Below are 25449 nucleotides of genomic sequence, written 5' to 3' on the forward strand. Positions count from 1 at the left end.
GGGAGAAGGTGAGGGTGAGGGCAAACAAATCACAGCACCGAAGGCAACAACCCTACCAAACGCCCTTCGTCCAGTAGCTGCATCGCCTTATCAATATCCGGCGCAAAGAAGCGGTCGTCATCGTAATGGGTAACATGCTCACGCAGCGCATGTCGCGCCTGCTCCAGCAGCGGGCTGGATTTCAGTCCTTCACGTAAATCGATGCCCTGACACGCCGCCAGCCATTCCACCGCCAGCACGCCGCGGGTGTTAGAGGCCATCTCCCACAGGCGACGCCCGGCGGCCGGTGCCATTGAGACGTGATCTTCCTGGTTTGCGGACGTTGGCAGGCTGTCCACGCTGTGCGGATGCGACAGCGCTTTGTTCTCGCTCGCCAGCGCCGCCGCGGTGACCTGCGCAATCATAAATCCTGAGTTCACCCCGCCGTTACGCACCAGGAACGGCGGCAGCTGAGACATATGCTTATCCATCATCAACGCGATGCGTCGCTCGGACAGCGCCCCCACTTCGGCAATCGCCAGCGCGAGATTATCCGCCGCCATGGCTACCGGTTCGGCGTGGAAGTTACCGCCGGAAACCACGTCATTCTCCACGGCAAACACCAGCGGGTTATCGGACACCGCGTTAGCTTCAACCAGCAGCACGTCTGCGGCCTGGCGCAGCTGCGTCAGGCATGCGCCCATCACCTGCGGCTGACAGCGCAGCGAATACGGATCCTGCACTTTCTCGCAGTTGTGATGAGAGTCAGCAATACCGCTGGTCTCCGTCAGCAAATGGCGGTACATCGCCGCTGCGTCTATCTGCCCGCGCTGACCGCGCACGGCATGAATACGGGCATCGAACGGACGACGTGAGCCCAGCACGGCCTCGGTCGTCAACGCACCGCACACGACCGCTGACGCAAACAGATCTTCGGCCTCAAACAGGCCGCGCAGCGCAAAGGCGGTTGAGGCCTGAGTGCCATTGAGCAGTGCAAGCCCCTCTTTCGCCGCCAGCGTGATGGGCGATAGCCCGGCTTTTTTCAGCGCCTCTTTCGCCGGGAGCCACTCGCCCTGCCAGCGCGCCTGCCCTTCGCCGAGGAGCAGCAGCGACATGTGCGCCAGCGGAGCCAAATCTCCGGATGCGCCGACAGATCCTTTCGCCGGGATCCACGGATAGACTTGCGCATTCACCAGCGCCATCAGCGCCTGGATCACGCTCAGGCGAATACCGGAGAAACCGCGCGCCAGACTGTTAATTTTGAGCACCATCATCAGACGGACAATCTCATCATCCAGCGGCTGACCTACGCCCGCCGCGTGCGACAGCACCAGCGAACGTTGTAAATTTTCAAGATCGTGCGTCGCGATGCGGGTCTGCGCCAGCAGGCCAAACCCGGTGTTGATACCGTAGGCGGTACGCCCTTCTGCCACGATGGCCTCAACGCAGGCAACGCTGTCGTTAATTGCGCTATGCGCACTTTCATCCAGCGCTAGCGTGACCGGTTGACGCCAGACGCTGCGTAACTGTTTTAGCGTCAGTGAGCCAGGCATAAGTGTTAATGCGTTCATTATTGCTTTCCTTGCGTGGCAGGGATCATCGGCAGGTTAAGTCCCTGCTCTTTAGCACAGTCAATCGCAATCTCGTAACCAGCATCCGCGTGACGCATCACGCCGGTTGCCGGATCGTTATGCAGCACACGAGCGATACGCGCAGCCGCTTCATCGGTACCATCACACACGATAACCATGCCCGAATGCTGGGAGAAGCCCATCCCCACGCCGCCGCCGTGGTGCAACGACACCCAGGTCGCGCCGCTGGCGGTATTCAGCAACGCGTTCAGTAACGGCCAGTCGGACACTGCATCAGAGCCGTCGCGCATGGCTTCCGTTTCACGGTTCGGGCTGGCAACGGAGCCGGAGTCAAGGTGGTCTCGGCCAATCACAATCGGGGCCGAGACTTCACCGCTGCGCACCATTTCGTTGAAGGCCAGGCCGAGCTTTTGTCGCCACTCCAGCCCTACCCAACAGATACGCGCCGGCAAGCCCTGGAAGTTAATGCGCTCTCGCGCCATATCCAGCCAGCGGTGCAGGTGTTCGTCGTCCGCGACAATTTCTTTCACTTTGGCATCGGTTTTGTAGATATCTTCCGGGTCGCCGGACAAGGCCACCCAGCGGAACGGGCCAATGCCGCGACAGAACAGAGGACGAATGTAGGCGGGCACAAAGCCGGGGAAGTCAAAGGCATTGCTTACGCCCATCTCTTTCGCCATCTGACGAATATTGTTGCCATAATCGAAGGTCGGAACCCCCATCTGGCTGAAGGCCAGCATGGCAGAGACGTGATCGGCCATCGAACGTTTTGCCGCGAGCACCGTGCCTTCCGGATCGGTTTCAGCGCGTTGCTGGTAGTCTTCCCACGTCCAGCCCGTTGGCAGATAGCCATGCAGCGGGTCATGGGCGCTGGTCTGATCGGTGACGAGATCCGGGCGCACGCCACGGGCAACCAGCTCAGGAAGAATATCCGCCGCGTTACCGCACAGGGCAATCGACATCGCTTTCCCCTCTGCCGTGTACTTTTTGATACGCGCGAGCGCGTCATCCAGGCTGCCGGCCTGCTCGTCAACGTAGCGGGTACGCAGACGGAAATCGATGCGGCTCTGCTGGCATTCAATGTTCAGCGAGCAGGCACCCGCCAGGGTCGCGGCCAGCGGCTGCGCGCCGCCCATTCCGCCCAGACCTGCGGTGAGAACCCAGCGGCCTTTCAGCGAACCGTTATAGTGCTGACGACCGGCTTCCACAAAAGTTTCATACGTGCCCTGCACAATCCCCTGACTGCCGATGTAAATCCAGCTTCCCGCCGTCATCTGGCCGTACATCGCCAGCCCTTTGGCATCCAGCTCGTTGAAGTGCTCCCACGTCGCCCAGTGCGGAACCAGGTTAGAGTTGGCAATCAGCACGCGCGGTGCGTTTTTATGGGTTTTGAACACGCCAACCGGTTTGCCGGATTGCACCAGCAGGGTTTCGTCATGTTCCAGGTTGGTGAGGGATTCGACAATGGCGTCATAGCACTCCCAGTTGCGCGCGGCGCGGCCAATGCCGCCGTAGACCACCAGCTCGTGGGGATTTTCCGCCACCTCAGGATCAAGGTTATTCATCAACATGCGCAGCGGTGCTTCGGTGAGCCAGCTTTTAGCGGTAAGCATGGTGCCGCGCGCGGCGCGAACATCCTGCTGGCGGTATTTACCTGACGACATTGTGTGCTCCTCATACGGGACAGATAGTGCATTAAGATATACTTGTATAGACAAGCACACACAAGGTCATATTTAACAAAAAAGATACAATTTTGTTATATTGCGTTAGCTATCACGCTTTTAAAACTTATGACATAAAGTGGCCCTGCAGCCGGTAGCGGTTACCCGGGAACAGCAGCTTTGCATGTGACACAATTTGCGACGATGACCACGTGCGGCGGCGGATCAGCAGGCAGGGATCGTGCTCTTTAATGCGCAACAGCTCGCACTCCTGAGGCGTGGCGCGCACCGCTTCCACGATGTGCTCCCCTTCCGTCAACGGTGCGACAAGCGAGAGATAGGCGTGTGGGGTGGTTTGGGTGTAATCCTGGCATAGATACTCCGGCACGCTTATCGCGTTGACGCAGCGATCTTCAATCTGCACCGGAACGTCGTTCTCAAAATGCACCATGACGGAATGGAAAATCCGAGTGCCTTCTTTGACGTTTAGCTCAACAGCCTGCTCGGCGCTGGCCTGCGTTTCTTCGAGCACCAGCACGTCGCAGCGGTGCTGATGGTTACGCGCCGCTATCTCGTCGGCAATGCTGCGGATTTCAAACAGCGCCGACTGTCCCTTTGGTTCCGCCACGAACGTCCCAACCCCCTGCAGACGCACCAGAAGTCCTTCATCAGTTAACTCCCGCAGGGCGCGATTGATGGTCATCCGGCTAAAGCCAAACTGTGCGACCAGCTCGGCTTCCGACGGAATGCGGTCGTGCGGTCGCCAGACGCCGCTAGCAATTTTTTCACCGATCGCCTGCTTCACCTTTTCATAAAAAGGGGCTGGCGGACTGGATTGTGGCTGGGGTGAGCGTGAAAACATCATGACTCCTTCATTTTTGTTATGCCCACCAGTGAGCAATTTGCCAGGCCAGACGGGCAGCAAGCTTCGCACCTTGTCCGTCCCGATCGTAATGCGGGTTAAATTCGACCAGATCGGCCGCCTGCAGTTTTCCGCTGCGACAAATTCGTTCAATTATCGCCAGCAGATCCAGCGCCGGTACGCCTAACGCCGCGGGCGCAGAAACGGCGGGCATTTCCCCGGCAGGCAAGACGTCCAGGTCGATAGTGAGGTAGATACGATCGGCCAGGGCCAGCACCTTTTCCAGCGAAGCTAACGCATCGCGACGGAAGTGAAGATCGTCCACCAGCGTGACGTTCAGCCGCTCGGCTTCATCCCACAGCGCCTGCGTGTTGGCCGCACGGCTTACGCCAAAACAGGCGTAGTGGAATTCTCGCGCACTTTCGCTGCAATAGTGTGCCAGCTGGCGAAACGGGGTGCCAGACGTCCCGCGGTCAGCTTTACGCAGGTCCAGGTGTGCATCAAGATTGATGACCGCTACCCGCTCGTTGGGGAACGTGTCCAGTATACCGCGACCGTGCGCCCATGCGGTCTCGTGCCCGCCGCCAAACACCAGCGTACGCATGCCGGACTGCTGGCACGACGCCACGGCATCGCTTAGGGCCTGCTGGGCAGCCTCAAGGTCGTCGCCCTCAACGTGAACCGTACCCATGTCGACAAGCCGTTCATGCCCCTGATGGCTGGCCATATTCGCCAGCGCCTTGCGCAGCACGTCCGGCGCCTGCCCCGCCCCCGGCCGGCCATGATTACGTTTTACCCCTTCATCGCAGGCAAATCCGATCAGGGCAATGCCTGATGACGCGGGGACAAACTGAGCCTGCTGCCGCAGGGTCTGAAAAATACGCTTAGCGTTGCTGGCCTCGGCGCTGTCGTCGCGCCCCTGCCAGACCGTCTCTGCAACGGGATGCCATAACCTCATGCTGCTTCTCCACGGAAAATACGCTGATACAGCGGATTACGGCCCGGTTCGTAGACCATTTCGACCGGATGGTCCGCATCCCAGACGATAAAGTCAGCCACGTACCCGGCCCGTAACTGTCCGTGCGTCGCGCCACGGCCCAGCGCCTGGGCGGCATGTCGCGTCACGCCAGCCCAGGCCTCTTCAGGCGTCAGGCCAAACTGCACGCAGGCCATGTTCATCGCCAGATGAAGGCTCGCAAACGGGCTGGTGCCGGGATTGTAATCGGTGGCCACCGCCATCGGGACGCCCTGCTTTCTGAGGTGTTCAACCGGTGGACGCTGGCGCTCCTGCAGAAAATAGAATGCGCCGGGCAGCAGCACGGCAACGGTGCCGTTTTGCGCCATCGCCTGAATGCCCGCTTCGTCGAGATATTCGATATGATCGGCAGATAGCCCGTTAAAGCGGCTGACCAGCGCCGCGCCGCCCAGGTTAGAAAGCTGCTCCACGTGCCCTTTCACAGGAATACCCAGCGCAGTCGCCGCCAGGAAAAGGCGCTCAGCCTGTGCTGGCGTAAAGCCGACGTTTTCGCAGAACACATCTACAGCTTCGAAAAATTCTTTTTGCCACAGAGAAGGCATGATCTCCTCGCAGACCAGCGAAAGGTAAGCATCCGGGTCTTGTCGATATTCCACGGGTACGGCGTGCGCCGCCAGCAGCGTAGGGCTGATGTCGATTGGATTGTTAAGACCGAGCTGACGCGCGACGTGGAGCATCTTCTCTTCGGTCTCGGCGTTAAGCCCGTATCCCGATTTGATTTCAATTGTGGTCACCCCTTCATTCATCAGACGCTGGAGGCGTTGCTGCGCCAACTGAAGCAACGCCTCCGCTGAACTGTTGCGAGTGGCGGTTACGGTGGCATTTATCCCACCGCCCTGCGCGCTAATTGCCTGATAGGATACCCCCTTCAGCCGTTGCTCCCACTCGGCCGCGCGATTGCCGCCAAACACCAGGTGAGTATGACAATCGATAAGGCCGGGGGTTACCAGGCGACCGCCAAGATCAACGCTATTGCGATGCCCGGAAGGGAGCGCTGACTCAGGCACGACGGCCAGGATCGCCTGGCCGCGCACCACGATGGCGCTGCGTTCTGTCAGGCCATAAGGCTCAGGTGCGTCTGTAACCATTGTCGCCAGGCGCGCATTTCGCCAGAGTACATCGTCGGGATGAAGCTGCTGCATGGGCATTCCACTTGTCATGGGTTGTATAGACATTTATTTTCATCTGTTCTCTACTGTCAACCGACTTTGTAGAAAATGTTATTTTTTTGTGATCGCTTCCCCGCCGTCCCTGGGTGAAAAATGCAACTTTTACCCTTTTTATCTTCCCGTTTCGCTCAACTTAGTATAAAAAAGCAGGCTATTTCGTCTCTCTCGTTAAGACTTGCATACCCAGGAGCTTCACCTTGAACATTTCCAGGATTTCCCGTCTGGCGTTAGCACTTGCCTTTGGCGTGACATTATCCGCATGCAGTTCAACACCACCGGATCAGCGCCCTTCTGAGCAGGTTGCGCCGGGTACCGCCTCCCGTCCAATTTTGTCAGCCGATGAAGCGAAGAACTTCAGCCAGGCGCGTTACTTCACAACAATGGATCCGAACGCTGCGCCATGGACCCCTTCTTCTATTAACCTGCCGCAACAGCCAAACTTCGTTGTTGGCCCGGCAGGCGCGCAGGGCGTAACCCATACATCTATTCAGGCTGCCGTTGACGCCGCTATCACCAAGCACAGCGCGTCACGTCAGTACATCGCGATCCTGCCTGGTGAATATGAAGGTACCGTTTACGTGCCGGCGGCGCCGGGAAGCATTACCCTGTACGGTCTGGGCGAAAAAGCGATCGACGTGAAAATTGGTCTGGCGATTGATTCTGAAATCGACAGCACCACCTGGCGTCACCTGGTGAATCCGGCGGGTAAATACATGCCGGGTAAACCAGCCTGGTATATGTTTGATAACTGCCAGAGCAAACGTACCGCGACCATTGGCGTGATGTGCTCCGCGGTGTTCTGGTCTCAGAACAACGGTCTGCAGTTGCAGAATCTAACTATCCAGAACACCCTGGGTGACAGCGTGGATGCAGGTAACCATCAGGCGGTAGCGCTGCGTAGCGATGGCGACCAGGTTCAGATTAACAACGTGAACATCCTCGGCCGCCAGAACACCTTCTTCGTGACCAACAGCGGCGTGCAGAACACCCTGCAAAACAACCGTCTGACCCGTACTCTGGTGACGAACAGCTACGTTGAAGGCGACGTGGATCTGGTGTCCGGTCGTGGTGCTGTGGTGTTTGATAACACCGATTTCCGCGTGGTGAACTCACGTACCCAGCAGGAAGGCTACGTATTTGCGCCGGCAACTCAGTCCAACCTGTTCTACGGCTTCCTGGCCGTAAACAGCCGCTTTAATGCTGCCGGTGACGGCGTTGCGCAGTTGGGCCGCTCTCTGGATGTCGACTCTACCACCAACGGCCAGGTGGTGATCCGCGACAGCGTGATCAACGAAGGTTTCAACATGGCGAAACCGTGGGCGGATGCCGCCGTCTCCAAACGTCCGTTCTCCGGCAATACCGGTGCGGTGGATGATAAAGGCAACGTGCAGCGCAACCTGAACGACGCTAACTTCAACCGCATGTGGGAGTTCAACAACCGCGGTCTGGGCAGCAAAGTGGTCGCTGAACCGAAGCAGTAATGTGCTCTTGTGCCGGGTAGCGGCTTCGCCTTACCCGGCCTATTCGCCCCAGATCCCGCTAAACGCAGTGTCTCAGGGCATAAAAAAACCTCGCATTGGCGAGGTTTTTTGTTTTCAGCCGCTTAGTGTGCGTTAACCACCACCCACATTGGGCCCTGACCAACGGCATAGCGCCCTTTTTCTTCCAGCAGCCCCTGCTCGCCTTTAATTTCGTACAGCGCGATGTGGTGGGATTTCTGCCCCGCCGCAATCAGGTATTTACCGCTGTGATCGATATTGAAGCCGCGCGGCTGGGTTTCCGTTGGCTGGAAGCCTTCGATCGCCAGCACGCTGCCGTCTTCAGAAACGCTGAACACAGTAATCAGACTGGAAGTGCGATCGCAGGCGTACAGGTGACGGCCGTCCGGCGTAATATGAATATCCGCTGCCCATCGGGTGTCAGAGAAGTCAGACGGCATCATATCCAGCGTCTGCACACATTCAATCTGACCGTTAGGATCGTTCAGCTCCCAGACGTCCACAGAGCTATTGAGTTCATTCACTACATAGGCGTACTGCTGGTTTGGATGGAAGACCATATGACGTGGCCCTGCACCCTCTACGGTGGTAATTTCAGCCGGATTTTGCGCCACCAGGTGTCCATCATCGCTCAGGGTAAACAGGCAGATACGATCCTGCTTCAGCGCAGGTACCCATAGCGTACGGTTATCCGGGGAGATATTTGCCGAGTGGCAGCCGTCAAGCCCTTCGACCACGTCCACGGTTTCAACGGGAATGCCGTCTTCCAGACGCGTCACGCTCACGCTGCCCGCGTTATAAGAGCCGCTGAAGACGAAGTGACCTTTGCGATCGGTTGAAATATGGGTTGGACTTCCCGGCAACGGGGCTTCTGCTGTGTAAGTCAGGGCGCCGTCATCCGGAGAAATGCGGTAGGCAAGTACGCGGAATTCCGGGCGCACGCCAACGTACAAGAAACGTTTATCCGGGCTGATCACCATCGGCTGAACCTGTCCCGGCACATCAACAACCTGAACCAGCGTGAGTGTACCCTCGGTATTTAAACGCCAGACGTGGATCTGTTGGCTCTCAGGACTGGCGGTATAAACGGTTTGTTTCATGAATACTCACTCCTCACTGCGCATGAAAGTAGTTAACTTTTGACGGTGAATGCTGAATTGTCGACGGGAGTTTTGAAGCATCCGCCTCTCGGTGTACCATCCCATCAGAACATAAATTCAATCTTAACCGGAAAAACAAATGACCTCGCGTGTGATTGCTCTGGATTTAGACGGTACCTTACTTACCCCGCAAAAAACCCTGCTTCCCTCTTCCCTTGAAGCACTTAAACGTGCGCAGGAAGTGGGATATCAACTCCTTATCGTAACGGGTCGACATCACGTTGCCATTCATCCTTTTTATCAGGCACTGGCGTTAGATACACCTGCAATTTGTTGTAATGGCACTTATTTGTATGATTATCATGCAAAAAAGGTTTTAGAATCCGATCCGTTGCCGGTTCCTCAGGCGCTGCAATTAATTGATTTGCTGGATGAGCATGACATTCACGGCCTGATGTATGTCGATAACGCGATGGTCTACGAACGCCCCACCGGCCATGTGACCCGCACCAGCAACTGGGCGCTCTCTTTGCCCGAAGCGCAACGTCCGGTCTTTACGCAGGTATCATCCCTGCGCCAGGCGGCACGGGACGTTGAGGCTGTCTGGAAATTTGCCCTGACCGATGAAGACACCGCCAAACTGAATACCTTTGCTAAGCACGTAGAGCAAACGCTGGGCCTGGAATGTGAATGGTCCTGGCATGACCAGGTCGATATCGCGCGCAAAGGAAACAGCAAAGGCAAACGCCTGACGCAGTTTGTCGAATCTCAGGGCGGATCGATGCAGGACGTGATTGCCTTTGGCGACAACTATAACGACATCAGCATGCTGGAAGCTGCCGGAACGGGCGTAGCGATGGGCAATGCCGATGATGCCGTAAAAGCGCGCGCCAACGTGGTCATTGGTGATAACACCACCGACAGCATCGCGCAGTACATTTATACCCACCTGCTGTAATCAGGTCGATATCGAGACGCTCTTGATTTGAGCGTAAAGCCACAGGCCAGGTTTGATACCTAACTCATCTCTGGCCCACGGGCTGATGCGCGCCCAGAGCGTTTTGCTGCCCACCTCCAGCCTTACTTCAACCTGGCCGTTATCATCCAAACACTCCGCCACTTTGGCGCGCAGAATATTTCGGATGCTGGTCTGTAGCGGCGGCTGCAAGACCAGAGAGACGTCCGACGCCTGAATGCGTATCCGCAGCGCGGACTGCAGCGGCTTGTCGATCTTATTGACCCACAGGTGCTGATCCCCCAGCGCCAGCGCCGTCATCGCGTAGTGAGGATGGTGCTCCAGCACGCTGACCTTCAGAATGCTGCTTTGCTGTTCTTGGGGTAGCCACGGGTGCATCACGCTGCTGCCCCACACCTCTTCCAGCGGGCCAAACGCCTTTACACTGCCCTCTTCTAGCACCAGCACGTTGTCTGCCAAATGCAAAATCTCATCCAGCGAATGGCTGACGTAGAGCATCGGGACATGGATTTCACGCGCCAGGCGCTGCAGATACGGCAGCAGCTCACGTTTACGTGGGATATCCAGCGAGGCCAGCGGCTCGTCGAGCAGTAACAGTTCCGGCGCGGTCAGCAGCGCACGACCTATCGCCACACGCTGTTTTTCACCGCCGGAAAGGGAGGATGGCAGTCGGTCAAGGAGCGATTCTATCCCCAGAAGCGCCACCAGCTTGTCAAACTGGGCGACCATGCTTTTAGCCATACCGTAGCGCAGATTGCCGCGCACGCTGTAGTGTGGAAATAGTCTCGCATCCTGAAACACGTAGCCAATACGCCGTTTGTCCGGCGACAGGTAAATCTTGTTCTCCACGTCATGTAAGACGCGATTATTCAGTACGATGCGGCCCGACTGCGGTCGCGTCAGGCCGCTTATGGCATTTATGAGAGACGTTTTTCCCGCACCGGACACGCCAAAGATGGCGGTAATGCCGCTCGCAGGCAGCGCTTCATTGAGCGTCAGGCAGTGGTTCCCCAGCGTCTGGGTGAAATTGAGTTCCAGCATAACTATTTCCCCATTCGCTCGCGGCTGATTCGCGCCAGCCACTCGGACACCAGCAGCGATGCCAGCGCCAATACAATCGAAATAATGCACAACCGTGCCGCCGCGCCTTCACCGCCCGGCGTCTGAATCAGGGTATACATGGCTGACGGGATCGTCCGCGTTTCGCCGGGAATGTTAGACACAAAGGTAATGGTGGCACCAAATTCGCCGAGCGAACGGGCGAAGGCCAGTACCGTGCCGACAATAATGCCCGGCAGGGTCAGCGGCAAGGTGATGGTAAAAAAGACGCGCCAACGGCCGGCACCCAGCGTACGGGCCGCCTGTTCTAGCTTTATATCGACGCCTTCTAGCGCCAGGCGGATTGCTCTCACCATCAGCGGAAATGACATCACCGCTGCCGCCAGCACCGCGCCGCGCCAGCTAAACGCAAACGTCAGGCCAAACCAGTCATACAGCTTTTCGCCGATAAAACCGCGCCTGCCCATCGCAATCAACAGCAGATAGCCAACGACCACGGGTGGTAAAACGAGGGGAAGATGAAGCACACTGTCCAGAAGGGCTTTGCCTGGAAACTTACAGCGAACCAGTAGCCAGGCAAAGAAGATCCCAAAAGGTAAACTCAGCACTACCGCCAGGGAAGAGACTTTAAGGCTCAGCAGCACTGCCTGCCATTCGGGTTCGGTCAATATCATTAGTGAGTCGTGAATCCGTAACGTTTAAAGATTGCAGACGCTTCTGGCCCCTTCAGGTAGTCATAGAAGGCCGTCACGGTCGCATTTTTATGTCCATCAACAATCGCGGCAGGATATTCCACTTTCTTGTGGGAATCCTCCGGGAACGTACCAACCACTTTGACGCCTTTACTGGCAACGGCATCCGAGCCGTAGACAATCCCCAGCGGGGCTTCGTTACGTTCAACCAGGGCAAGCGCGCCGCGAACGTCCTCAGCTGGAGCCAGTTTTGGCGACAATGTCTCCCACGCCCCCAGCTTTTGCAGCGCTTCTTTGGCGTAAATCCCTGCCGGAACGTGCTCTGGGTCGCCTACCGCCAGACGCCCACCGTTAAGCAGGCGGGTCCAGTTTGTCGCTTTGCTGAGGGTGATATCGCCCTGCGCACTGGCTTTGGGTGCCACGACAACCAGGCTATTACCCAGCAGCGTGTCGCGGGTTGACGTATCAATCGATTTCTTCTCGACCGCGTAATCCATCCACTTCTGGTCTGCAGAAATAAACAGATCCGCAGGTGCGCCCGCTTCAATCTGGCGCGCCAGCGTTGAAGAAGAGGCAAAAGAGGAGACAACATTAACATTCTTCTCTTTCTTATACGCCGCTGCGATATCCTGCATCGCATTGGTCAGCGATGCTGCCGCAAAAACCGTGATTTTACCTTCATCTGCCAGCGCGTGGCCGACGAAAGAAAGCGTCAACGTTGCTCCTGCGAAAAGGCGTAACCATGTACGTGCCATCTGTAGCTCCTGTAAGTACCGTTATATAAAAATAAATATAACGAAACCTGTAAGGATATCCTAGCGATTAATCGTACCGATTAATGATTAAATATACCTGCTACAGAATGAGATATCGGCGAAAGGAAGAAAAACTTGAGAGCAAAACGCCCGGGCAAGCCGGGCGTTTTGTAGGGAATCATTGCTGCTTTTTAGGCTGGTCTCTGTGACCAATGTTCGAAAAGACGTTAAACACTTCACCCAGGCCGTAGATGGCACCGAGGATGATAGCCATCACTACTGGTACCATGATTACGGCGAATACCAGACTTTTCAACAACTCTAACATGGCTTTCTCCAGATTTTGTGAACGGCTTATTCTACCCTGAAAAGTGAGAAAAACATCCCCTTTTGTGCGGTACACTTTGCGCCCTGCGCCATTTGGGCCACAATACACTTTTTGCCAGGACACTGTTATGCAGGCCGAAATTCTCCTCACCTTACGACTTCAGCAGAAGCTTTTCGCCGATCCACGCCGTATTGCCCTGCTTAAACAGATAGAACAAACTGGCTCAATTAGCCAGGGGGCAAAAAATGCCGGCATTAGCTATAAAAGCGCCTGGGATGCCATCAACGAAATGAACACCCTGAGCGAGCAAACGCTTGTTGAGCGGGCTACAGGCGGTAAAGGCGGCGGCGGCGCGCTCCTGACGCGTTACGGTCAACGCCTGATTCAGCTTTACGATCTGCTGGCCCAGATTCAGCAAAAAGCCTTTGACGTGCTGAGTGATGACGACAATGTCCCGCTGGACAGCCTATTGGCCGCCATTTCTCGCTTCTCTCTACAGACCAGCGCGCGCAATCAGTGGTTTGGTACGGTAACCGCACGCGATAATTCTCAGGTACAGCAACATATTGAGATCCTGCTTGCCGATGGCACCACCCGCCTGAAAGCGGCCATTACCGCACAGAGCGGGCAGCGTCTCGGCTTGGACGAGGGCAAAGAGGTGCTGGTTTTGTTGAAAGCGCCATGGGTTAACGTCACCGCGAATCCCGAGGTTGCTAAAGCAGCCGATAACCAGCTGCACGGCGCCATCTGCCATATTGAGCGCGGTGATGAGCAGTGCGAAGTCCTGATGACGCTGCCGGATGGGCAACACCTGTGCGCGACCGTTCCGGTTAGCGAGGCGCGCACATTAGAAAAAGGCACTGTCGTTACCGCATATTTCAATGCAGACCGGGTCATCATCGCCACATTGTGCTAAGTGCATTGACAAGCGTGCCAACTGTGCGTATTCCTGAGATCTATTGCTGCAAAAAATGGGATACGTCATGTCATCATTGCATATTTCGCAAGGCACGTTTCGTCTTAGCGATACCCGAACGCTGGCCCTGCCCGATCTTACATTACGCGCCGGGGAAAGCTGGGCATTCGTAGGAACCAACGGGAGCGGCAAGTCCGCGCTGGCCCGCGCGCTGGCCGGGGAACTCATCCAGCTTAAAGGTAAACGCCAGTGCGGGTTTACTCGCCTGACGCGCCTCTCGTTCGAACAGCTGCAAAAGCTGGTAAGCGAAGAGTGGCAACGCAACAACACCGATTTACTCAGCCCGGGCGAAGAAGATACCGGCCGCACCACGGCCGACATTATTCAGGACGACGTGAAAGATCCCGTCCGCTGCCAGCATCTGGCTGAACAGTTCGGCATCACCGCCCTGCTCGAGCGGCGCTTCAAATACCTTTCAACCGGCGAGACGCGAAAAACGCTGTTGTGTCAGGCGCTGATGAACCAGCCGGAACTGCTGATCCTGGATGAGCCCTTCGACGGGCTTGATGTACAGTCTCGCGCCCAGCTCGCTGCGCTGCTAGGCACCCTCAACCAGCAGGGATACACTATCGTGCTGGTGCTTAACCGCTTTGATGAAATCCCGGATTTTGTCCAGAACGCAGGCGTGCTTGCCGACTGCAGCCTGACCGAAACCGGTGAGAAAGCGGTATTGCTGAACCAGGCGCTCATTGCCCAGCTGGCGCACAGCGAAAAGCTCGACGGGATTACCCTCCCGGAACCCGACGGCCCTTCTGCTCGCCACGGTTTAGATCCCCATCAGCCGCGGATTGTGCTGCGTAACGGCGTGGTGTCTTATAACGATCTTCCAATCCTTAACCAGCTGAGCTGGACGGTAAACTCGAGCGAACACTGGCAAATCACGGGGCCCAACGGGGCGGGGAAATCAACGCTGCTGAGCCTGATCACCGGCGATCATCCGCAGGGTTACAGTAACGATCTGACGCTTTTTGGCCGTCGTCGAGGAAGTGGCGAAACCATCTGGGATATTAAAAAGCATATTGGCTACGTCAGCAGCAGCCTGCATCTGGACTATCGGGTCAGCACCACGGTGCGCAACGTGATCTTGTCCGGATATTTTGATTCCATCGGCATTTATCAGGCGGTATCGGATAAACAGCACAAGCTTGCACAGCGGTGGCTGGATATTCTGGGGATGGACAACCGGATTGCCGATGCGCCGTTTCACAGTTTGTCATGGGGACAACAACGCCTGGCGCTGATCGTTCGTGCGCTGGTAAAACACCCGACGCTGCTGATTCTCGATGAACCCCTTCAGGGCCTGGATCCCCTTAACCGCCAGCTGATTCGCCGCTTTGTGGATGTTCTGATCGGCGAAGGCGAAACGCAGCTGCTGTTCGTTTCACATCATGCTGAAGATGCCCCTTCCTGTATCACCCATCGGCTTGAATTCGTCCCTGACGGCGAACGCTACCGTTACCTGCTGAGCAAAATCGATTAACCCTGGAGGGCGCTACCCTCCTTTTTTCAGATAACCTGCAGCATTACTTCCCTATCTCTTTGATCTAGAATGCTCATAGGCAGTCCAAAACGGCGTTTGAAAATCAGTGTAAGCGATTCCACTAATTTATCCCATGTCACACTTTTCGCGTCTCTGTTATGCTATGGTTATTACATACCATAAGCCCAATGGAGCGAAATATGCGAGTTCTGGTAACAGGTGGTAGCGGTTACATTGGTAGTCATACCTGCGTGCAGCTACTGAAAAACGGTCATGATGTCATCATCCTCGACAACCTGTGCAATAGTAAGCGCAGCGTGCTGCCTGTGATTGAACGTCTTGGCGGTAAACAGCCGACTTTTGTGGAAGGCGACATCCGCAATGAAGCGTTGATGACCGAGATCCTCCATGACCACGCCATCGAGACGGTTATCCACTTCGCGGGCCTAAAGGCCGTCGGCGAATCGGTGGCAAAGCCGCTTGAGTATTACGACAACAACGTCAACGGTACCTTGCGGTTGATTTCCGCAATGCGTGCGGCAAACGTCAAAAACTTTATCTTCAGCTCATCTGCGACCGTTTATGGCGACCAGCCTAAAATCCCTTATGTTGAAAGCTTCCCAACCGGTACGCCGCAAAGCCCGTACGGCAAAAGCAAGCTGATGGTGGAACAGATCCTGACCGATCTGCAAAAAGCACAGCCTGAGTGGAGCATCGCATTGCTGCGCTACTTCAACCCGGTCGGCGCGCATCCATCCGGTGATATGGGGGAAGACCCGCAGGGTATTCCAAATAACCTGATGCCGTATATTGCTCAGGTAGCGGTGGGTCGTCGTGATTCGCTGGCGATTTTTGGTAACGACTACCCGACCGAAGATGGCACCGGCGTGCGTGACTACATCCACGTCATGGACTTGGCCGACGGTCATGTGGCCGCCATGCAGCAGCTAGCAGAAAAACCGGGCGTTCATATTTACAACCTCGGTGCCGGTATCGGCAGCAGCGTGCTGGACGTGGTGAATGCCTTCAGCAAAGCCTGCGGTAAGCCGGTGAACTATCACTTTGCACCACGCCGTGACGGCGATCTTCCTGCTTACTGGGCCGACGCAACCAAAGCCGATAAAGAGCTTAACTGGCGTGTCACCCGCACGCTTGATGAAATGGCACAGGATACCTGGCACTGGCAGTCACGCCATCCGCAAGGTTATCCGGACTAAGGATCTGTCATGACTCCATTTAACCCTGTCGATCACCCACATCGTCGTTTTAACCCGTTAAGCGGGCAGTGGATTTTGGTCTCTCCGCATCGCGCCAAGCGCCCCTGGCAGGGCGCGCAGGAGACGCCTGCCAAGCAGACGCTTCCACAGCACGATCCGGACTGTTTCCTGTGCCCGGGCAACACCCGCGTCACCGGCGATACCAATCCGGACTACGCGGGCACCTACGTTTTCACAAACGATTTTGCCGCCCTGATGACCGATACGCCGGACGCGCCGGACGCGCCGGACAGCCATGATCCGCTGATGCGCTGCGAAAGCGCGCGCGGCACCAGCCGTGTTATCTGCTTCTCGCCCGACCACAGCAAAACGCTACCGGAGCTGAGCGTTGAGGCGCTGAAAGAGGTGGTCAGCACCTGGCAGGCACAAACCGCGGAGCTGGGCCAGACCTACCCGTGGGTACAGGTGTTTGAAAATAAAGGCGCAGCGATGGGCTGCTCTAATCCGCATCCGCACGGGCAGATCTGGGCGAACAGCTTCCTGCCAAACGAAGCCGAGCGTGAAGACCGCCTGCAACAAGACTATTTCGCGCAGAACGGATCACCGATGCTGGTAGATTACACCCGCCGCGAGCTGGCCGATGGCAGCCGTACCGTAGTTGAAACAGAACACTGGCTGGCAGTTGTGCCGTACTGGGCAGCCTGGCCGTTCGAAACGCTGCTGCTGCCGAAGGCGCACGTGCTGCGCATTACCGACCTTAGCGATGCGCTGCGAGACGACCTTGCTCTGGCGCTGAAAAAGCTGACCAGCCGTTACGACAACCTGTTCCAGTGCTCCTTCCCCTATTCGATGGGCTGGCACGGTGCACCGTTTAACGGGGAAGAAAATCAACACTGGCAGCTGCATGCCCATTTCTATCCGCCGCTGCTGCGTTCCGCGACGGTACGTAAATTTATGGTGGGCTATGAAATGCTGGCCGAAACCCAGCGTGACCTGACGGCAGAACAGGCGGCAGAACGCCTGCGTGCCGTTAGCGACGTCCATTATCGCGAATCAGGAGTCTAATAAATGCGTCTGAAAGATAAAACACAATCCCTGTTTGCTGAAAAATTCGGCTACCCTGCCACCCACGTTATTCAGGCGCCAGGCCGCGTTAATCTGATCGGTGAACATACTGACTATAACGACGGCTTCGTGCTGCCCTGCGCCATTGACTATCAAACCGTCATCAGCTGCGCAAAGCGCGATGATCGTAAAGTCCGCGTGATTGCCGCCGATTACGGCAACGAAACTGACGAATTTTCCCTTGATGCGCCGATTGTCACTCACGACAGCCAGCAGTGGGCCAACTATGTCCGCGGCGTGGTAAAGCATCTGCAGAAGCGTAATAAGAACGTCGGCGGTGCCGATTTGGTGATTAGCGGCAACGTACCGCAGGGGGCAGGCTTAAGCTCGTCGGCGTCCCTTGAAGTGGCGGTGGGTACCGTTTTCCAGCAGCTGTATCATTTGCCGCTGGACGGCGCGCAAATCGCGCTTAACGGTCAGGAAGCGGAAAACCAGTTCGTGGGCTGCAACTGCGGCATCATGGACCAGCTGATCTCCGCGCTCGGTAAAAAAGAGCATGCCCTGCTGATTGACTGCCGTACGCTGGGCACCAAAGCTGTTCCTCTGCCAAAAGGCGCGGCGGTGATTATCATCAACAGTAACTTCAAGCGTACGCTCGTGGGCAGCGAGTACAACACGCGCCGCGAGCAGTGCGAAACCGGCGCTCGTTTCTTCCAGCAACCGGCGCTTCGCGACGTCACGCTCGATGAATTTAACAACGTCGCCCACGAGCTGGATCCGGTAGTGGCGAAACGCGTTCGTCATGTGCTGACAGAGAACGCGCGTACCGTAGAAGCGGCTGCGGCTCTGGCAGAAGGTGACCTGCAACGGATGGGCGAGCTGATGGCGGAATCTCATGCGTCCATGCGCGACGACTTTGAAATCACCGTTCCGCACATTGACGCGCTGGTCGACATCGTCAAAGCGACCATCGGTGATAAAGGCGGTGTTCGTATGACGGGTGGAGGCTTTGGCGGCTGTATCGTCGCGCTGGTTCCTGAAGAGCTCGTCCCGGCCGTACAGGATGCGGTCGCGAAACAGTACGAAGCCAAAACCGGCATCAAAGAAACCTTCTATGTTTGTAAAGCGTCACAAGGAGCCGGACAGTGCTAAACGAAACGCCAACCCTTGCACCGGATGGTTTGCCGTATCGCCTGTTGACCCTGCGTAACAGCGCCGGGATGGTGGTTACGCTAATGGACTGGGGCGCAACGCTGCTTTCCGCACGTATCCCTATGCCTGACGGCAGCGTCCGTGAAACCCTGCTCGGTTGCGCGTCGCCTGAGCAATATGTTACTCAGGCCGCCTACCTGGGCGCGTCTGTAGGGCGTTATGCAAACCGCATCGCGAAAAGCCGTTTTGAACTCGACGGCGTCCGCTATTCCCTGCTTTCGAGCCAGGGTGAAAACCAGCTGCACGGTGGCCCGGAAGGGTTTGATAAACGTCGCTGGAAGATAGTTCAGCAAAATGACGTGGAAGTGCTTTTCTCGCTGGATTCGCGCGATGGCGATCAGGGGTTCCCAGGTAATCTTACCGCCACCGCTCGCTTTACGCTGACCGACGATAACCGCATTGCCATTGAATACCGTGCAACGGTCGATAAGCCGTGTCCGGTCAACCTGACCAACCACGCGTATTTCAACCTGGACGGTAATCTGTGCGACGTGCGTAATCACAAGCTTCAGATCCTCGCAGATGCGTATCTGCCGGTGGATGAAATGGGCATTCCTTATCAGGGGCTGAAATCCGTAAGCGGCAACAGCTTCGATTTTCGCGAGGCAAAAACCATCGCCCGGGATTTCCTGAGCGATGACGATCAGCGCAAGGTGAAAGGCTATGACCATGCGTTCCTTCTGCAAGCCAAAGGGGATGTCACGCAACCTGCCGCGAAGGTTTGGTCTGCGGATGAAAAGCTGCAGATGACGGTCTACACCACCGCCCCTGCCCTGCAGTTCTATTCAGGCAATTATCTTGGCGGCACGGCGGCTCGCGAACATGACGCGTACAGCGACTGGCAAGGTCTGGCGTTGGAAAGCGAATTCCTGCCTGACAGCCCTAACCATTCTGAATGGCCACAGCCGGACTGCGTGCTGCGCCCAGGTGAAGAGTACATTAGCGTGACGGAATATCATTTTATTCCTCGTTAACATCCAGCCCTCCTTTCGGAGGGTTTTTTCTCCTCGCCTTGCTGAAAATACCGCCGATCGCAGACAAAATCATAACCACGCATTCACATGCATCTTACACTCCGGGACTATTTTCGCTATGGTTAGGGTTAAGCGTTGCTGATGGCACGGCCACAGCAATATAATGAGAATTGTTATCATTCTAAAAATGCTTGAGGAGTAAGAGATGGCTATTACTAAGCTGGTTCTGGTGCGCCACGGCGAAAGTCAGTGGAACAACGAAAACCGCTTCACCGGTTGGTACGACGTTGATCTGTCCGAGAAAGGCGTAAGCGAAGCTAAAGCAGCAGGTAAACTGCTGAAGGATGAAGGCTTCAGCTTTGATTTTGCTTACACCTCTGTGCTGAAACGTGCCATCCACACTCTGTGGAACGTTCTGGACGAGCTGGATCAGGCCTGGTTACCGGTTGAGAAATCCTGGAAACTGAACGAGCGTCACTACGGTGCGCTGCAGGGTCTGAACAAAGCGGAAACCGCAGAAAAATACGGTGATGAGCAGGTTAAGCAATGGCGTCGCGGCTTCGCGGTCACCCCACCAGAACTGACTAAAGATGACGAACGTTATCCTGGCCACGATCCGCGTTACGCGAAACTGACCGAGGCAGAACTGCCGCAGACTGAAAGCCTGGCGCTGACCATCGATCGCGTTGTGCCTTACTGGAACGAAACCATTCTGCCACGCCTGAAAAGCGGTGAGCGCGTGATCGTCGCGGCTCACGGTAACTCCCTGCGTGCGCTGGTGAAATACCTGGACAACATGGGTGAAGACGAGATCCTTGAGCTGAACATCCCTACGGGCGTTCCGCTGGTTTATGAGTTTGACGAAAACTTCAAACCTATCAAACACTACTACCTGGGTAACGCTGATGAAATCGCGGCGAAAGCGGCGGCAGTAGCGAACCAGGGTAAAGCGAAATAATTTTCGCCAGCCATAAAAAAGCGTGGAACAATCCACGCTTTTTTTTATTACCTGATTCGGTCTTAACCGCGACGCGCTTTTACCGCATTCGCCAGCTGACGCAAGATCGTGTCAGTGTCTTCCCAGCCAATGCAGGCATCGGTAACGCTTTTACCGTAAACCAGCGGCTCGCTGCCTTCCAGATTCTGATTACCTTCAACCAGATGACTTTCGATCATCACACCGATTATCGCGTTTTCGCCGTTGGCAATCTGCTGACAGACATCGTCACCCACTTCCATCTGCTTTTTGAATTGCTTGCTGGAGTTGGCGTGGCTGAAGTCAATCATTACCTGCGGTGACAGACCCGCTTTTTCCAGGCCGGTTTTCACTTCTGCAACGTGTTTTGCACTGTAGTTTGGCTCTTTACCGCCGCGCAGAATGATATGGCAGTCGCCGTTACCGCTGGTGTTCACGATGGCAGAGTGACCCCATTTGGTCACGGACAAGAAGCAATGTGGTGCGCCCGCGGCATTGATAGCATCAATGGCCACCTTGATGGTGCCATCTGTACCGTTTTTAAATCCAACCGGGCATGAAAGGCCAGAGGCCAGCTCGCGGTGAACCTGAGATTCAGTGGTACGTGCGCCGATTGCGCCCCAGCTCATCAGGTCCGCCAGGTACTGTGGGGTGATCATGTCGAGGAACTCACCGGCAGCGGGCAGACCGCTGTCGTTGATCTCCAGCAGCAGTTTGCGCGCAATGCGCAGGCCGTCGTTGATCTGGAAGCTGTTATCCATGTGCGGATCGTTAATTAACCCTTTCCAGCCAACCGTCGTACGCGGTTTTTCAAAATAAACGCGCATCACAATTTCCAGCTCGCCTTGCAACTCTTCACGCAGGCTTAGCAGACGGGCCGCATACTCTTTCGCCGCCGCAGGATCGTGAATAGAGCACGGCCCAATCACCACCAGCAAACGATCGTCACTGCCTTTCAGGATCTTATGGATCGCTTTGCGGGCATGGGACACCGTATTTGCAGCATTTTCAGTGGCGGGGAATTTTTCAAGGAGCGCTACAGGAGGTAATAACTCATTGATCTCTTTAATGCGTAAATCGTCGTTCTGATAATTCATTTTCGTTCCAGCTCTGCCATATCTTTAGTAATGAATGCAATGCTTTCAATCTAACTTGTCGGCCTGGAAGTGTAAACGGGCTTTTACACTTCACGCAGATAATTCCTGGAATTAGCCTAAAAATCGCCACAAAATAGCGAAAAATGAGATCCACACTAAGCTTTTTAACTGTAACAACCATTTTTGTGTGATTAAACGCGATTCCATACTGACGCAAGTCCGTATGCTGGAATCTTTCGCCTTCTAATGAGATGCACTGTTGGAATGTTATCCAGCGTAACGATAAGAACAGGAGCAGCATGATGAAAATGACGAAACTGGCAACCCTCTTTCTGACGGCCACCCTGACTCTGGCAAGCGGCAGTGTCCTTGCTGCGCAGACGGGCACATCTGATAGCAACGGTGACGCAAATGCGGCCGCAGCCGCAGGCCAGGTCGCCCCGGATGCGAAACAGAACGTAGCCCCGAATAACGTTGATAATAACCAGATCAACAACGGAAGTACCAATACGGCTACAGGCAGCACGATGCTCCATCCGAACGGTACCGATTCTGGCACGATGAGTCATGACGGTATGACCACCGACGAGGTTCATAAAAACACGATGTGTAAAGACGGTCGTTGCCCGGATCCGAACGACAAAGTGGGTAGCGATGCCGATACCAAAACCGATGGCACCACCCAGTAAAGACTGTTGATATATTTAAAGGAGAGCTTATGCTCTCCTTTTTTATTTAAGCGCTTAAAAACGCTACACTAAAAATAATAACCTTTCAGGAAAGATGACATGGCGCACTCCCACCCCCATTCCCACGCTTCCGGCGATGACAACGCAAAACGGCTCATGCTGGCTTTCGGCGTTACGGCAACCTTTATGGTTATCGAGGTCATTGGCGGGATAGTGTCTGGCTCTCTGGCGCTTCTGGCAGACGCGGGGCATATGCTAACCGATGCCGCCGCCCTGCTTTTTGCCCTTCTGGCCGTTCAGTTCGCCCACCGCCCCCCCAATGCTCGCCACACGTTTGGCTGGCTCAGACTCACCACGCTTGCCGCGTTTGTTAACGCGATTGCGCTGGTGGTGATCACCATTCTTATCGTCTGGGAGGCCATTCAGCGCTTTAGACACCCGCAGCCCGTTGCCGGGGGAACCATGATGGTCATCGCCATCGCCGGTCTGGTTGCGAATATTCTGGCGTTCTGGATTTTGCATCGCGGCAGCGGTGAAAAGAACTTAAACGTGCGCGCGGCCGCCCTTCATGTTTTAGGCGATCTGCTGGGCTCTGTCGGTGCAATCGTGGCTGCGCTCATCATCATGGGCACCGGCTGGACGCCTATCGACCCGATTCTCTCGGTGCTGGTTTCCTGTCTGGTCTTACGCAGCGCCTGGCATCTGTTGAAAGAGAGTGTCAATGAGTTGCTGGAGGGCGCACCGACGTCACTGAACATCGGCGATCTGAAACGGAACCTCTGTCGTTCAATACCTGAAGTGCGAAACGTTCACCATGTTCACGTCTGGATGGTGGGTGAGAAACCGATCATGACCCTGCACGTCCAGGTGGTTCCCCCCCATGACCACGATGCTTTACTTAAACGCGTTCAACACTTTCTTGAGCATCACTACGAAATAGCACACGCAACCATTCAGATGGAGTATCAGCCGTGTAGCGGACCGGACTGCCACCTGAACGAGGCGCAGTCCGGTGACTCACACCATCATCACCATTAGCGGGAAAGCGCGTGAGAGCCTCGCTCACGCGCGCTATTAATCCACATACGGCTGCCGTTCAAGGCGATGAAGGTTAACAGGAGATATTCCAGCGACATTGCGTAAACGCCCTGCAGCGCAAAAATCACCACGCTAATGACGTTAATAATGACCCACAGCAGCCAGTTCTCTACGTACTTGCGGGTCATTAAAATCATCGCAGCAATCGACAGCACCATCATGCAGGAATCCCAGAACGGGAAAGCATCCGGCTGTAGAACGGGCAGGGTCACGTTGAGGCCGATACCGGACATCACTGCGACCGCCAGGCGAGTCAGGAAGGCAAATACCGGGTTGATGTAGAAGGTCATTAAACCGATGGCAACGACGCACGCGACCAGCCAGGCGATAGCTTTCGGTAGAGGCAACCAACGGATTTGCAGCTCCGCCTCCTGCTGGCTGTTCTGGCGGGACCACGCGTACCAGCCGTAAATATTCGCCGCAAAGAAGAAAAGCTGCAAAAGCAGGCTGGCGTAAAGCTGGATCTGGAAGAAGATAATCGCAAACAGCGTCACGTTAAGTAACCCGAACGCGTAATTGCCGATCTTCTCAAGGCTTGCCAGCCAGATGCAGAGTAAACCCGCCACCGTGCCAACGGCTTCTATCCATGAAAGGTCATAGCCACCTGCACCAATCGGTATATGGACCAGGATGTTCTGTGTGCTAAAAAAATCCATCTTTTCCTCGGAGCGTATTGAATTAAGTACGTAGTGTAGCCGCAAAATCCAACATGCGGTTAAGCGGCAGTAACGCGCCTTCGCGCAGCGCGGCATCCACATGAATTTCATGTGCCGCGCCGCCGTTTTCTAATCCCTCAGCAATGGCTTTCAGGCCGTTCATCGCCATCCATGGACAGTGGGCGCAGCTGCGGCACGTGGCCCCCTCGCCTGCCGTTGGCGCTTCGAGCAGCTCTTTTTCAGGCACCGCCTGCTGCATTTTGTAGAAGATACCGCGATCGGTCGCCACGATAAGCTGCTTATGCGGCAGCGTCCTGGCGGCATTAATGAGCTGGCTTGTTGAACCGACGGCATCGGCCATGTCGACAATGGATTGCGGCGATTCAGGGTGAACCAGGATGGCGGCGTCAGGGTAGAGAGATTTCATACGCGCAAGTGCCTGCATCTTGAATTCATCATGAACGATGCAGGCTCCCTGCCAACAGAGAACGTCTGCGCCAGTCTGCTTCTGGACATAGTTGCCCAGATGCCGATCGGGAGCCCAGATGATTTTTTCGCCCAGGCTGTCCAGGTGCTCAATCAGCTCAACCGCGATGCTGGACGTTACCACCCAATCTGCACGCGCTTTCACCGCCGCTGAGGTATTGGCGTAAACCACAACGGTACGATCTGGATGGGCATCACAGAAGGCCCCGAACTCGTTAATCGGGCAACCGAGATCAAGCGAACATTCTGCATTGAGCGTCGGCATCAGAATGGTTTTTTCAGGGCTGAGGATTTTTGCGGTTTCCCCCATAAAACGTACGCCGGCGACCAGGAGCGTCGAGGCGGGATGTTTTGCACCGAAGCGCGCCATCTCCAGTGAGTCAGAGATGCAGCCGCCAGTCTCTTCTGCCAGTTGCTGGATTTCTGGATCGGTGTAGTAGTGCGCCACCATCATCGCATCACGCTCTTTTAGAAGACGTTTGATCTTCTCACGGTAAAAATGCTTTTCGTCGAGGCTCAACGGAACAGGCTTCGGTGGGAAAGGATAGATGGCGCTTTCTGGATCAAACATCACACTCATTATGGCTTCTCGTTTTACTGGCTTAACAATATTGCCTTTCTTTTGCATGACATAGCAAAACGCACGGCAATTGTGTTTTGTATACTAAACAAGATAGCGAATTTGCGAGGAAAAGTCACAGAAAATGGATAGCAAAAAGGCGCCTTTAGGGCGCCTTTTTACATTGGTGGGTCGTGCAGGATTCGAACCTGCGACCAATTGATTAAAAGTCAACTGCTCTACCAACTGAGCT

The 25449-nt window shown here is 55.6% G+C and carries 24 protein-coding genes; 11 read left to right on the top strand and 13 right to left on the bottom strand.

Annotated features, from left to right (window positions below; translation table 11 throughout):
• Positions 1-29: 29 nt before the first annotated feature.
• The 5 genes from hutH to hutI form a co-directional block, all read right to left on the bottom strand.
• Positions 30-1550, bottom strand: coding sequence for a histidine ammonia-lyase (gene hutH / locus V5P19_RS09980; RefSeq protein ID WP_334402664.1), 1521 nt, complete (start codon positions 1548-1550; stop codon positions 30-32).
• The gene (gene hutU / locus V5P19_RS09985; protein WP_334402665.1) at positions 1550-3235 is read right to left on the bottom strand and encodes a urocanate hydratase; all 1686 of its coding nucleotides are present in this window, start codon (positions 3233-3235) and stop codon (positions 1550-1552) included. Before hutU ends, hutH begins: the two co-directional genes overlap by 1 nt.
• A 127-nt stretch (positions 3236-3362) precedes the next feature.
• A complete protein-coding gene (locus tag V5P19_RS09990) occupies positions 3363-4097 on the bottom strand; it encodes a histidine utilization repressor (protein WP_334402758.1) in 735 nt (244 codons plus the stop codon).
• A gap of 19 nt (positions 4098-4116) precedes the next feature.
• On the bottom strand, positions 4117-5055 hold the full coding sequence (gene hutG, locus V5P19_RS09995) for a formimidoylglutamase (RefSeq protein WP_334402666.1): 939 nt from the start codon (positions 5053-5055) through the stop codon (positions 4117-4119).
• Positions 5052-6275, bottom strand: coding sequence for an imidazolonepropionase (hutI, locus tag V5P19_RS10000; RefSeq protein ID WP_334402760.1), 1224 nt, complete (start codon positions 6273-6275; stop codon positions 5052-5054). Before hutI ends, hutG begins: the two co-directional genes overlap by 4 nt.
• A 224-nt stretch (positions 6276-6499) precedes the next feature.
• On the opposite strand from hutI, the gene V5P19_RS10005 reads away from it, so the two are divergent.
• Complete coding sequence (locus V5P19_RS10005; RefSeq protein ID WP_334402667.1) at positions 6500-7783, top strand: putative acyl-CoA thioester hydrolase; 1284 nt, start codon at positions 6500-6502, stop codon at positions 7781-7783.
• Between the two features lie 122 nt (positions 7784-7905).
• Here V5P19_RS10005 and pgl read toward each other — a convergent pair whose 3' ends face one another.
• Positions 7906-8901, bottom strand: a complete 996-nt coding sequence (gene pgl, locus V5P19_RS10010; RefSeq protein WP_334402669.1) for a 6-phosphogluconolactonase — start codon at positions 8899-8901, stop codon at positions 7906-7908.
• A gap of 139 nt (positions 8902-9040) precedes the next feature.
• Here pgl and V5P19_RS10015 point away from each other — a divergent pair, with 139 nt between their 5' ends.
• Positions 9041-9859, top strand: coding sequence for a pyridoxal phosphatase (locus tag V5P19_RS10015; protein WP_334402671.1), 819 nt, complete (start codon positions 9041-9043; stop codon positions 9857-9859).
• Here V5P19_RS10015 and modC read toward each other — a convergent pair whose 3' ends face one another.
• The 4 genes from modC to V5P19_RS10035 form a co-directional block, all read right to left on the bottom strand.
• The gene (gene modC, locus V5P19_RS10020; RefSeq protein WP_334402673.1) at positions 9860-10918 is read right to left on the bottom strand and encodes a molybdenum ABC transporter ATP-binding protein ModC; all 1059 of its coding nucleotides are present in this window, start codon (positions 10916-10918) and stop codon (positions 9860-9862) included. It lies immediately after the preceding gene.
• Between the two features lie 2 nt (positions 10919-10920).
• Positions 10921-11610 carry a molybdate ABC transporter permease subunit gene (gene modB / locus V5P19_RS10025; protein WP_334402675.1) on the bottom strand — a complete coding sequence of 230 codons (690 nt, stop codon included), beginning with the start codon at positions 11608-11610 and terminating at the stop codon, positions 10921-10923.
• Complete coding sequence (gene modA, locus V5P19_RS10030) at positions 11610-12383, bottom strand: molybdate ABC transporter substrate-binding protein (RefSeq protein WP_334402678.1); 774 nt, start codon at positions 12381-12383, stop codon at positions 11610-11612. The genes modB and modA overlap by 1 nt, the downstream gene beginning before the upstream one ends.
• A gap of 178 nt (positions 12384-12561) precedes the next feature.
• The gene (locus V5P19_RS10035; RefSeq protein WP_042321036.1) at positions 12562-12711 is read right to left on the bottom strand and encodes an AcrZ family multidrug efflux pump-associated protein; all 150 of its coding nucleotides are present in this window, start codon (positions 12709-12711) and stop codon (positions 12562-12564) included.
• Positions 12712-12838: 127 nt separating this feature from the next.
• Here V5P19_RS10035 and modE point away from each other — a divergent pair, with 127 nt between their 5' ends.
• The 7 genes from modE (at position 12839) to gpmA (ending at position 20593) form a co-directional block, all read left to right on the top strand.
• Positions 12839-13627 (top strand): molybdenum-dependent transcriptional regulator, encoded by a 789-nt coding sequence (modE, locus tag V5P19_RS10040; RefSeq protein ID WP_334402680.1) that lies wholly within the window; start codon positions 12839-12841, stop codon positions 13625-13627.
• A 67-nt stretch (positions 13628-13694) separates the two neighbouring features.
• Positions 13695-15167, top strand: a complete 1473-nt coding sequence (modF, locus tag V5P19_RS10045) for a molybdate ABC transporter ATP-binding protein ModF (RefSeq protein ID WP_334402682.1) — start codon at positions 13695-13697, stop codon at positions 15165-15167.
• A gap of 200 nt (positions 15168-15367) precedes the next feature.
• The gene (galE, locus tag V5P19_RS10050) at positions 15368-16384 is read left to right on the top strand and encodes a UDP-glucose 4-epimerase GalE (RefSeq protein WP_334402684.1); all 1017 of its coding nucleotides are present in this window, start codon (positions 15368-15370) and stop codon (positions 16382-16384) included.
• A gap of 9 nt (positions 16385-16393) precedes the next feature.
• On the top strand, positions 16394-17449 hold the full coding sequence (galT, locus tag V5P19_RS10055; protein WP_334402685.1) for a galactose-1-phosphate uridylyltransferase: 1056 nt from the start codon (positions 16394-16396) through the stop codon (positions 17447-17449).
• A gap of 3 nt (positions 17450-17452) precedes the next feature.
• Positions 17453-18601: a galactokinase gene (gene galK, locus V5P19_RS10060; protein ID WP_334402687.1), complete on the top strand. Its 1149-nt coding sequence runs from the start codon at positions 17453-17455 to the stop codon at positions 18599-18601.
• Complete coding sequence (gene galM, locus V5P19_RS10065) at positions 18595-19635, top strand: galactose-1-epimerase (RefSeq protein WP_334402689.1); 1041 nt, start codon at positions 18595-18597, stop codon at positions 19633-19635. Before galK ends, galM begins: the two co-directional genes overlap by 7 nt.
• A 205-nt stretch (positions 19636-19840) precedes the next feature.
• Positions 19841-20593: a 2,3-diphosphoglycerate-dependent phosphoglycerate mutase gene (gene gpmA, locus V5P19_RS10070; RefSeq protein ID WP_334402691.1), complete on the top strand. Its 753-nt coding sequence runs from the start codon at positions 19841-19843 to the stop codon at positions 20591-20593.
• Between the two features lie 62 nt (positions 20594-20655).
• On the opposite strand, the gene aroG is transcribed toward gpmA, so the two are convergent.
• Positions 20656-21708, bottom strand: a complete 1053-nt coding sequence (gene aroG, locus V5P19_RS10075) for a 3-deoxy-7-phosphoheptulonate synthase AroG (protein ID WP_334402693.1) — start codon at positions 21706-21708, stop codon at positions 20656-20658.
• A 302-nt stretch (positions 21709-22010) separates the two neighbouring features.
• Between aroG and V5P19_RS10080 the strand changes: the two genes are divergently transcribed.
• Both V5P19_RS10080 and zitB read left to right on the top strand, forming a co-directional pair.
• Entirely contained in the window at positions 22011-22397 is a 387-nt protein-coding gene (locus tag V5P19_RS10080) for a protein YbgS (RefSeq protein WP_334402762.1), read from the top strand.
• Positions 22398-22496: 99 nt separating this feature from the next.
• The gene (zitB, locus tag V5P19_RS10085; protein ID WP_334402695.1) at positions 22497-23435 is read left to right on the top strand and encodes a CDF family zinc transporter ZitB; all 939 of its coding nucleotides are present in this window, start codon (positions 22497-22499) and stop codon (positions 23433-23435) included.
• On the opposite strand, the gene pnuC is transcribed toward zitB, so the two are convergent.
• Together pnuC and nadA are read right to left on the bottom strand one after the other, a co-directional pair.
• On the bottom strand, positions 23432-24151 hold the full coding sequence (gene pnuC / locus V5P19_RS10090; RefSeq protein ID WP_334402697.1) for a nicotinamide riboside transporter PnuC: 720 nt from the start codon (positions 24149-24151) through the stop codon (positions 23432-23434). The two genes, zitB and pnuC, sit on opposite strands and share 4 nt — an antisense overlap.
• Positions 24152-24173: 22 nt before the next feature.
• The gene (nadA, locus tag V5P19_RS10095) at positions 24174-25217 is read right to left on the bottom strand and encodes a quinolinate synthase NadA (RefSeq protein ID WP_334402700.1); all 1044 of its coding nucleotides are present in this window, start codon (positions 25215-25217) and stop codon (positions 24174-24176) included.
• Positions 25218-25449: the final 232 nt, after the last annotated feature.

Source organism: Enterobacter sp. UNJFSC 003 (assembly GCF_036903355.1).
Lineage (GTDB): Bacteria > Pseudomonadota > Gammaproteobacteria > Enterobacterales > Enterobacteriaceae > Enterobacter.

Coding starts and splice junctions, on each gene's coding strand:
- hutH (WP_334402664.1), bottom strand. CDS start 1,550: ATGAACGCATTAACACTTATGCCTGGCTCACTGACGCTAAAACAGTTA.
- hutU (WP_334402665.1), bottom strand. CDS start 3,235: ATGTCGTCAGGTAAATACCGCCAGCAGGATGTTCGCGCCGCGCGCGGC.
- V5P19_RS09990 (WP_334402758.1), bottom strand. CDS start 4,097: ATGTTTTCACGCTCACCCCAGCCACAATCCAGTCCGCCAGCCCCTTTT.
- hutG (WP_334402666.1), bottom strand. CDS start 5,055: ATGAGGTTATGGCATCCCGTTGCAGAGACGGTCTGGCAGGGGCGCGAC.
- hutI (WP_334402760.1), bottom strand. CDS start 6,275: ATGCAGCAGCTTCATCCCGACGATGTACTCTGGCGAAATGCGCGCCTG.
- pgl (WP_334402669.1), bottom strand. CDS start 8,901: ATGAAACAAACCGTTTATACCGCCAGTCCTGAGAGCCAACAGATCCAC.
- V5P19_RS10015 (WP_334402671.1), top strand. CDS start 9,041: ATGACCTCGCGTGTGATTGCTCTGGATTTAGACGGTACCTTACTTACC.
- modC (WP_334402673.1), bottom strand. CDS start 10,918: ATGCTGGAACTCAATTTCACCCAGACGCTGGGGAACCACTGCCTGACG.
- modB (WP_334402675.1), bottom strand. CDS start 11,610: ATGATATTGACCGAACCCGAATGGCAGGCAGTGCTGCTGAGCCTTAAA.
- modA (WP_334402678.1), bottom strand. CDS start 12,383: ATGGCACGTACATGGTTACGCCTTTTCGCAGGAGCAACGTTGACGCTT.
- V5P19_RS10035 (WP_042321036.1), bottom strand. CDS start 12,711: ATGTTAGAGTTGTTGAAAAGTCTGGTATTCGCCGTAATCATGGTACCA.
- modE (WP_334402680.1), top strand. CDS start 12,839: ATGCAGGCCGAAATTCTCCTCACCTTACGACTTCAGCAGAAGCTTTTC.
- modF (WP_334402682.1), top strand. CDS start 13,695: ATGTCATCATTGCATATTTCGCAAGGCACGTTTCGTCTTAGCGATACC.
- galE (WP_334402684.1), top strand. CDS start 15,368: ATGCGAGTTCTGGTAACAGGTGGTAGCGGTTACATTGGTAGTCATACC.
- galT (WP_334402685.1), top strand. CDS start 16,394: ATGACTCCATTTAACCCTGTCGATCACCCACATCGTCGTTTTAACCCG.
- galK (WP_334402687.1), top strand. CDS start 17,453: ATGCGTCTGAAAGATAAAACACAATCCCTGTTTGCTGAAAAATTCGGC.
- gpmA (WP_334402691.1), top strand. CDS start 19,841: ATGGCTATTACTAAGCTGGTTCTGGTGCGCCACGGCGAAAGTCAGTGG.
- aroG (WP_334402693.1), bottom strand. CDS start 21,708: ATGAATTATCAGAACGACGATTTACGCATTAAAGAGATCAATGAGTTA.
- V5P19_RS10080 (WP_334402762.1), top strand. CDS start 22,011: ATGAAAATGACGAAACTGGCAACCCTCTTTCTGACGGCCACCCTGACT.
- zitB (WP_334402695.1), top strand. CDS start 22,497: ATGGCGCACTCCCACCCCCATTCCCACGCTTCCGGCGATGACAACGCA.
- pnuC (WP_334402697.1), bottom strand. CDS start 24,151: ATGGATTTTTTTAGCACACAGAACATCCTGGTCCATATACCGATTGGT.
- nadA (WP_334402700.1), bottom strand. CDS start 25,217: ATGAGTGTGATGTTTGATCCAGAAAGCGCCATCTATCCTTTCCCACCG.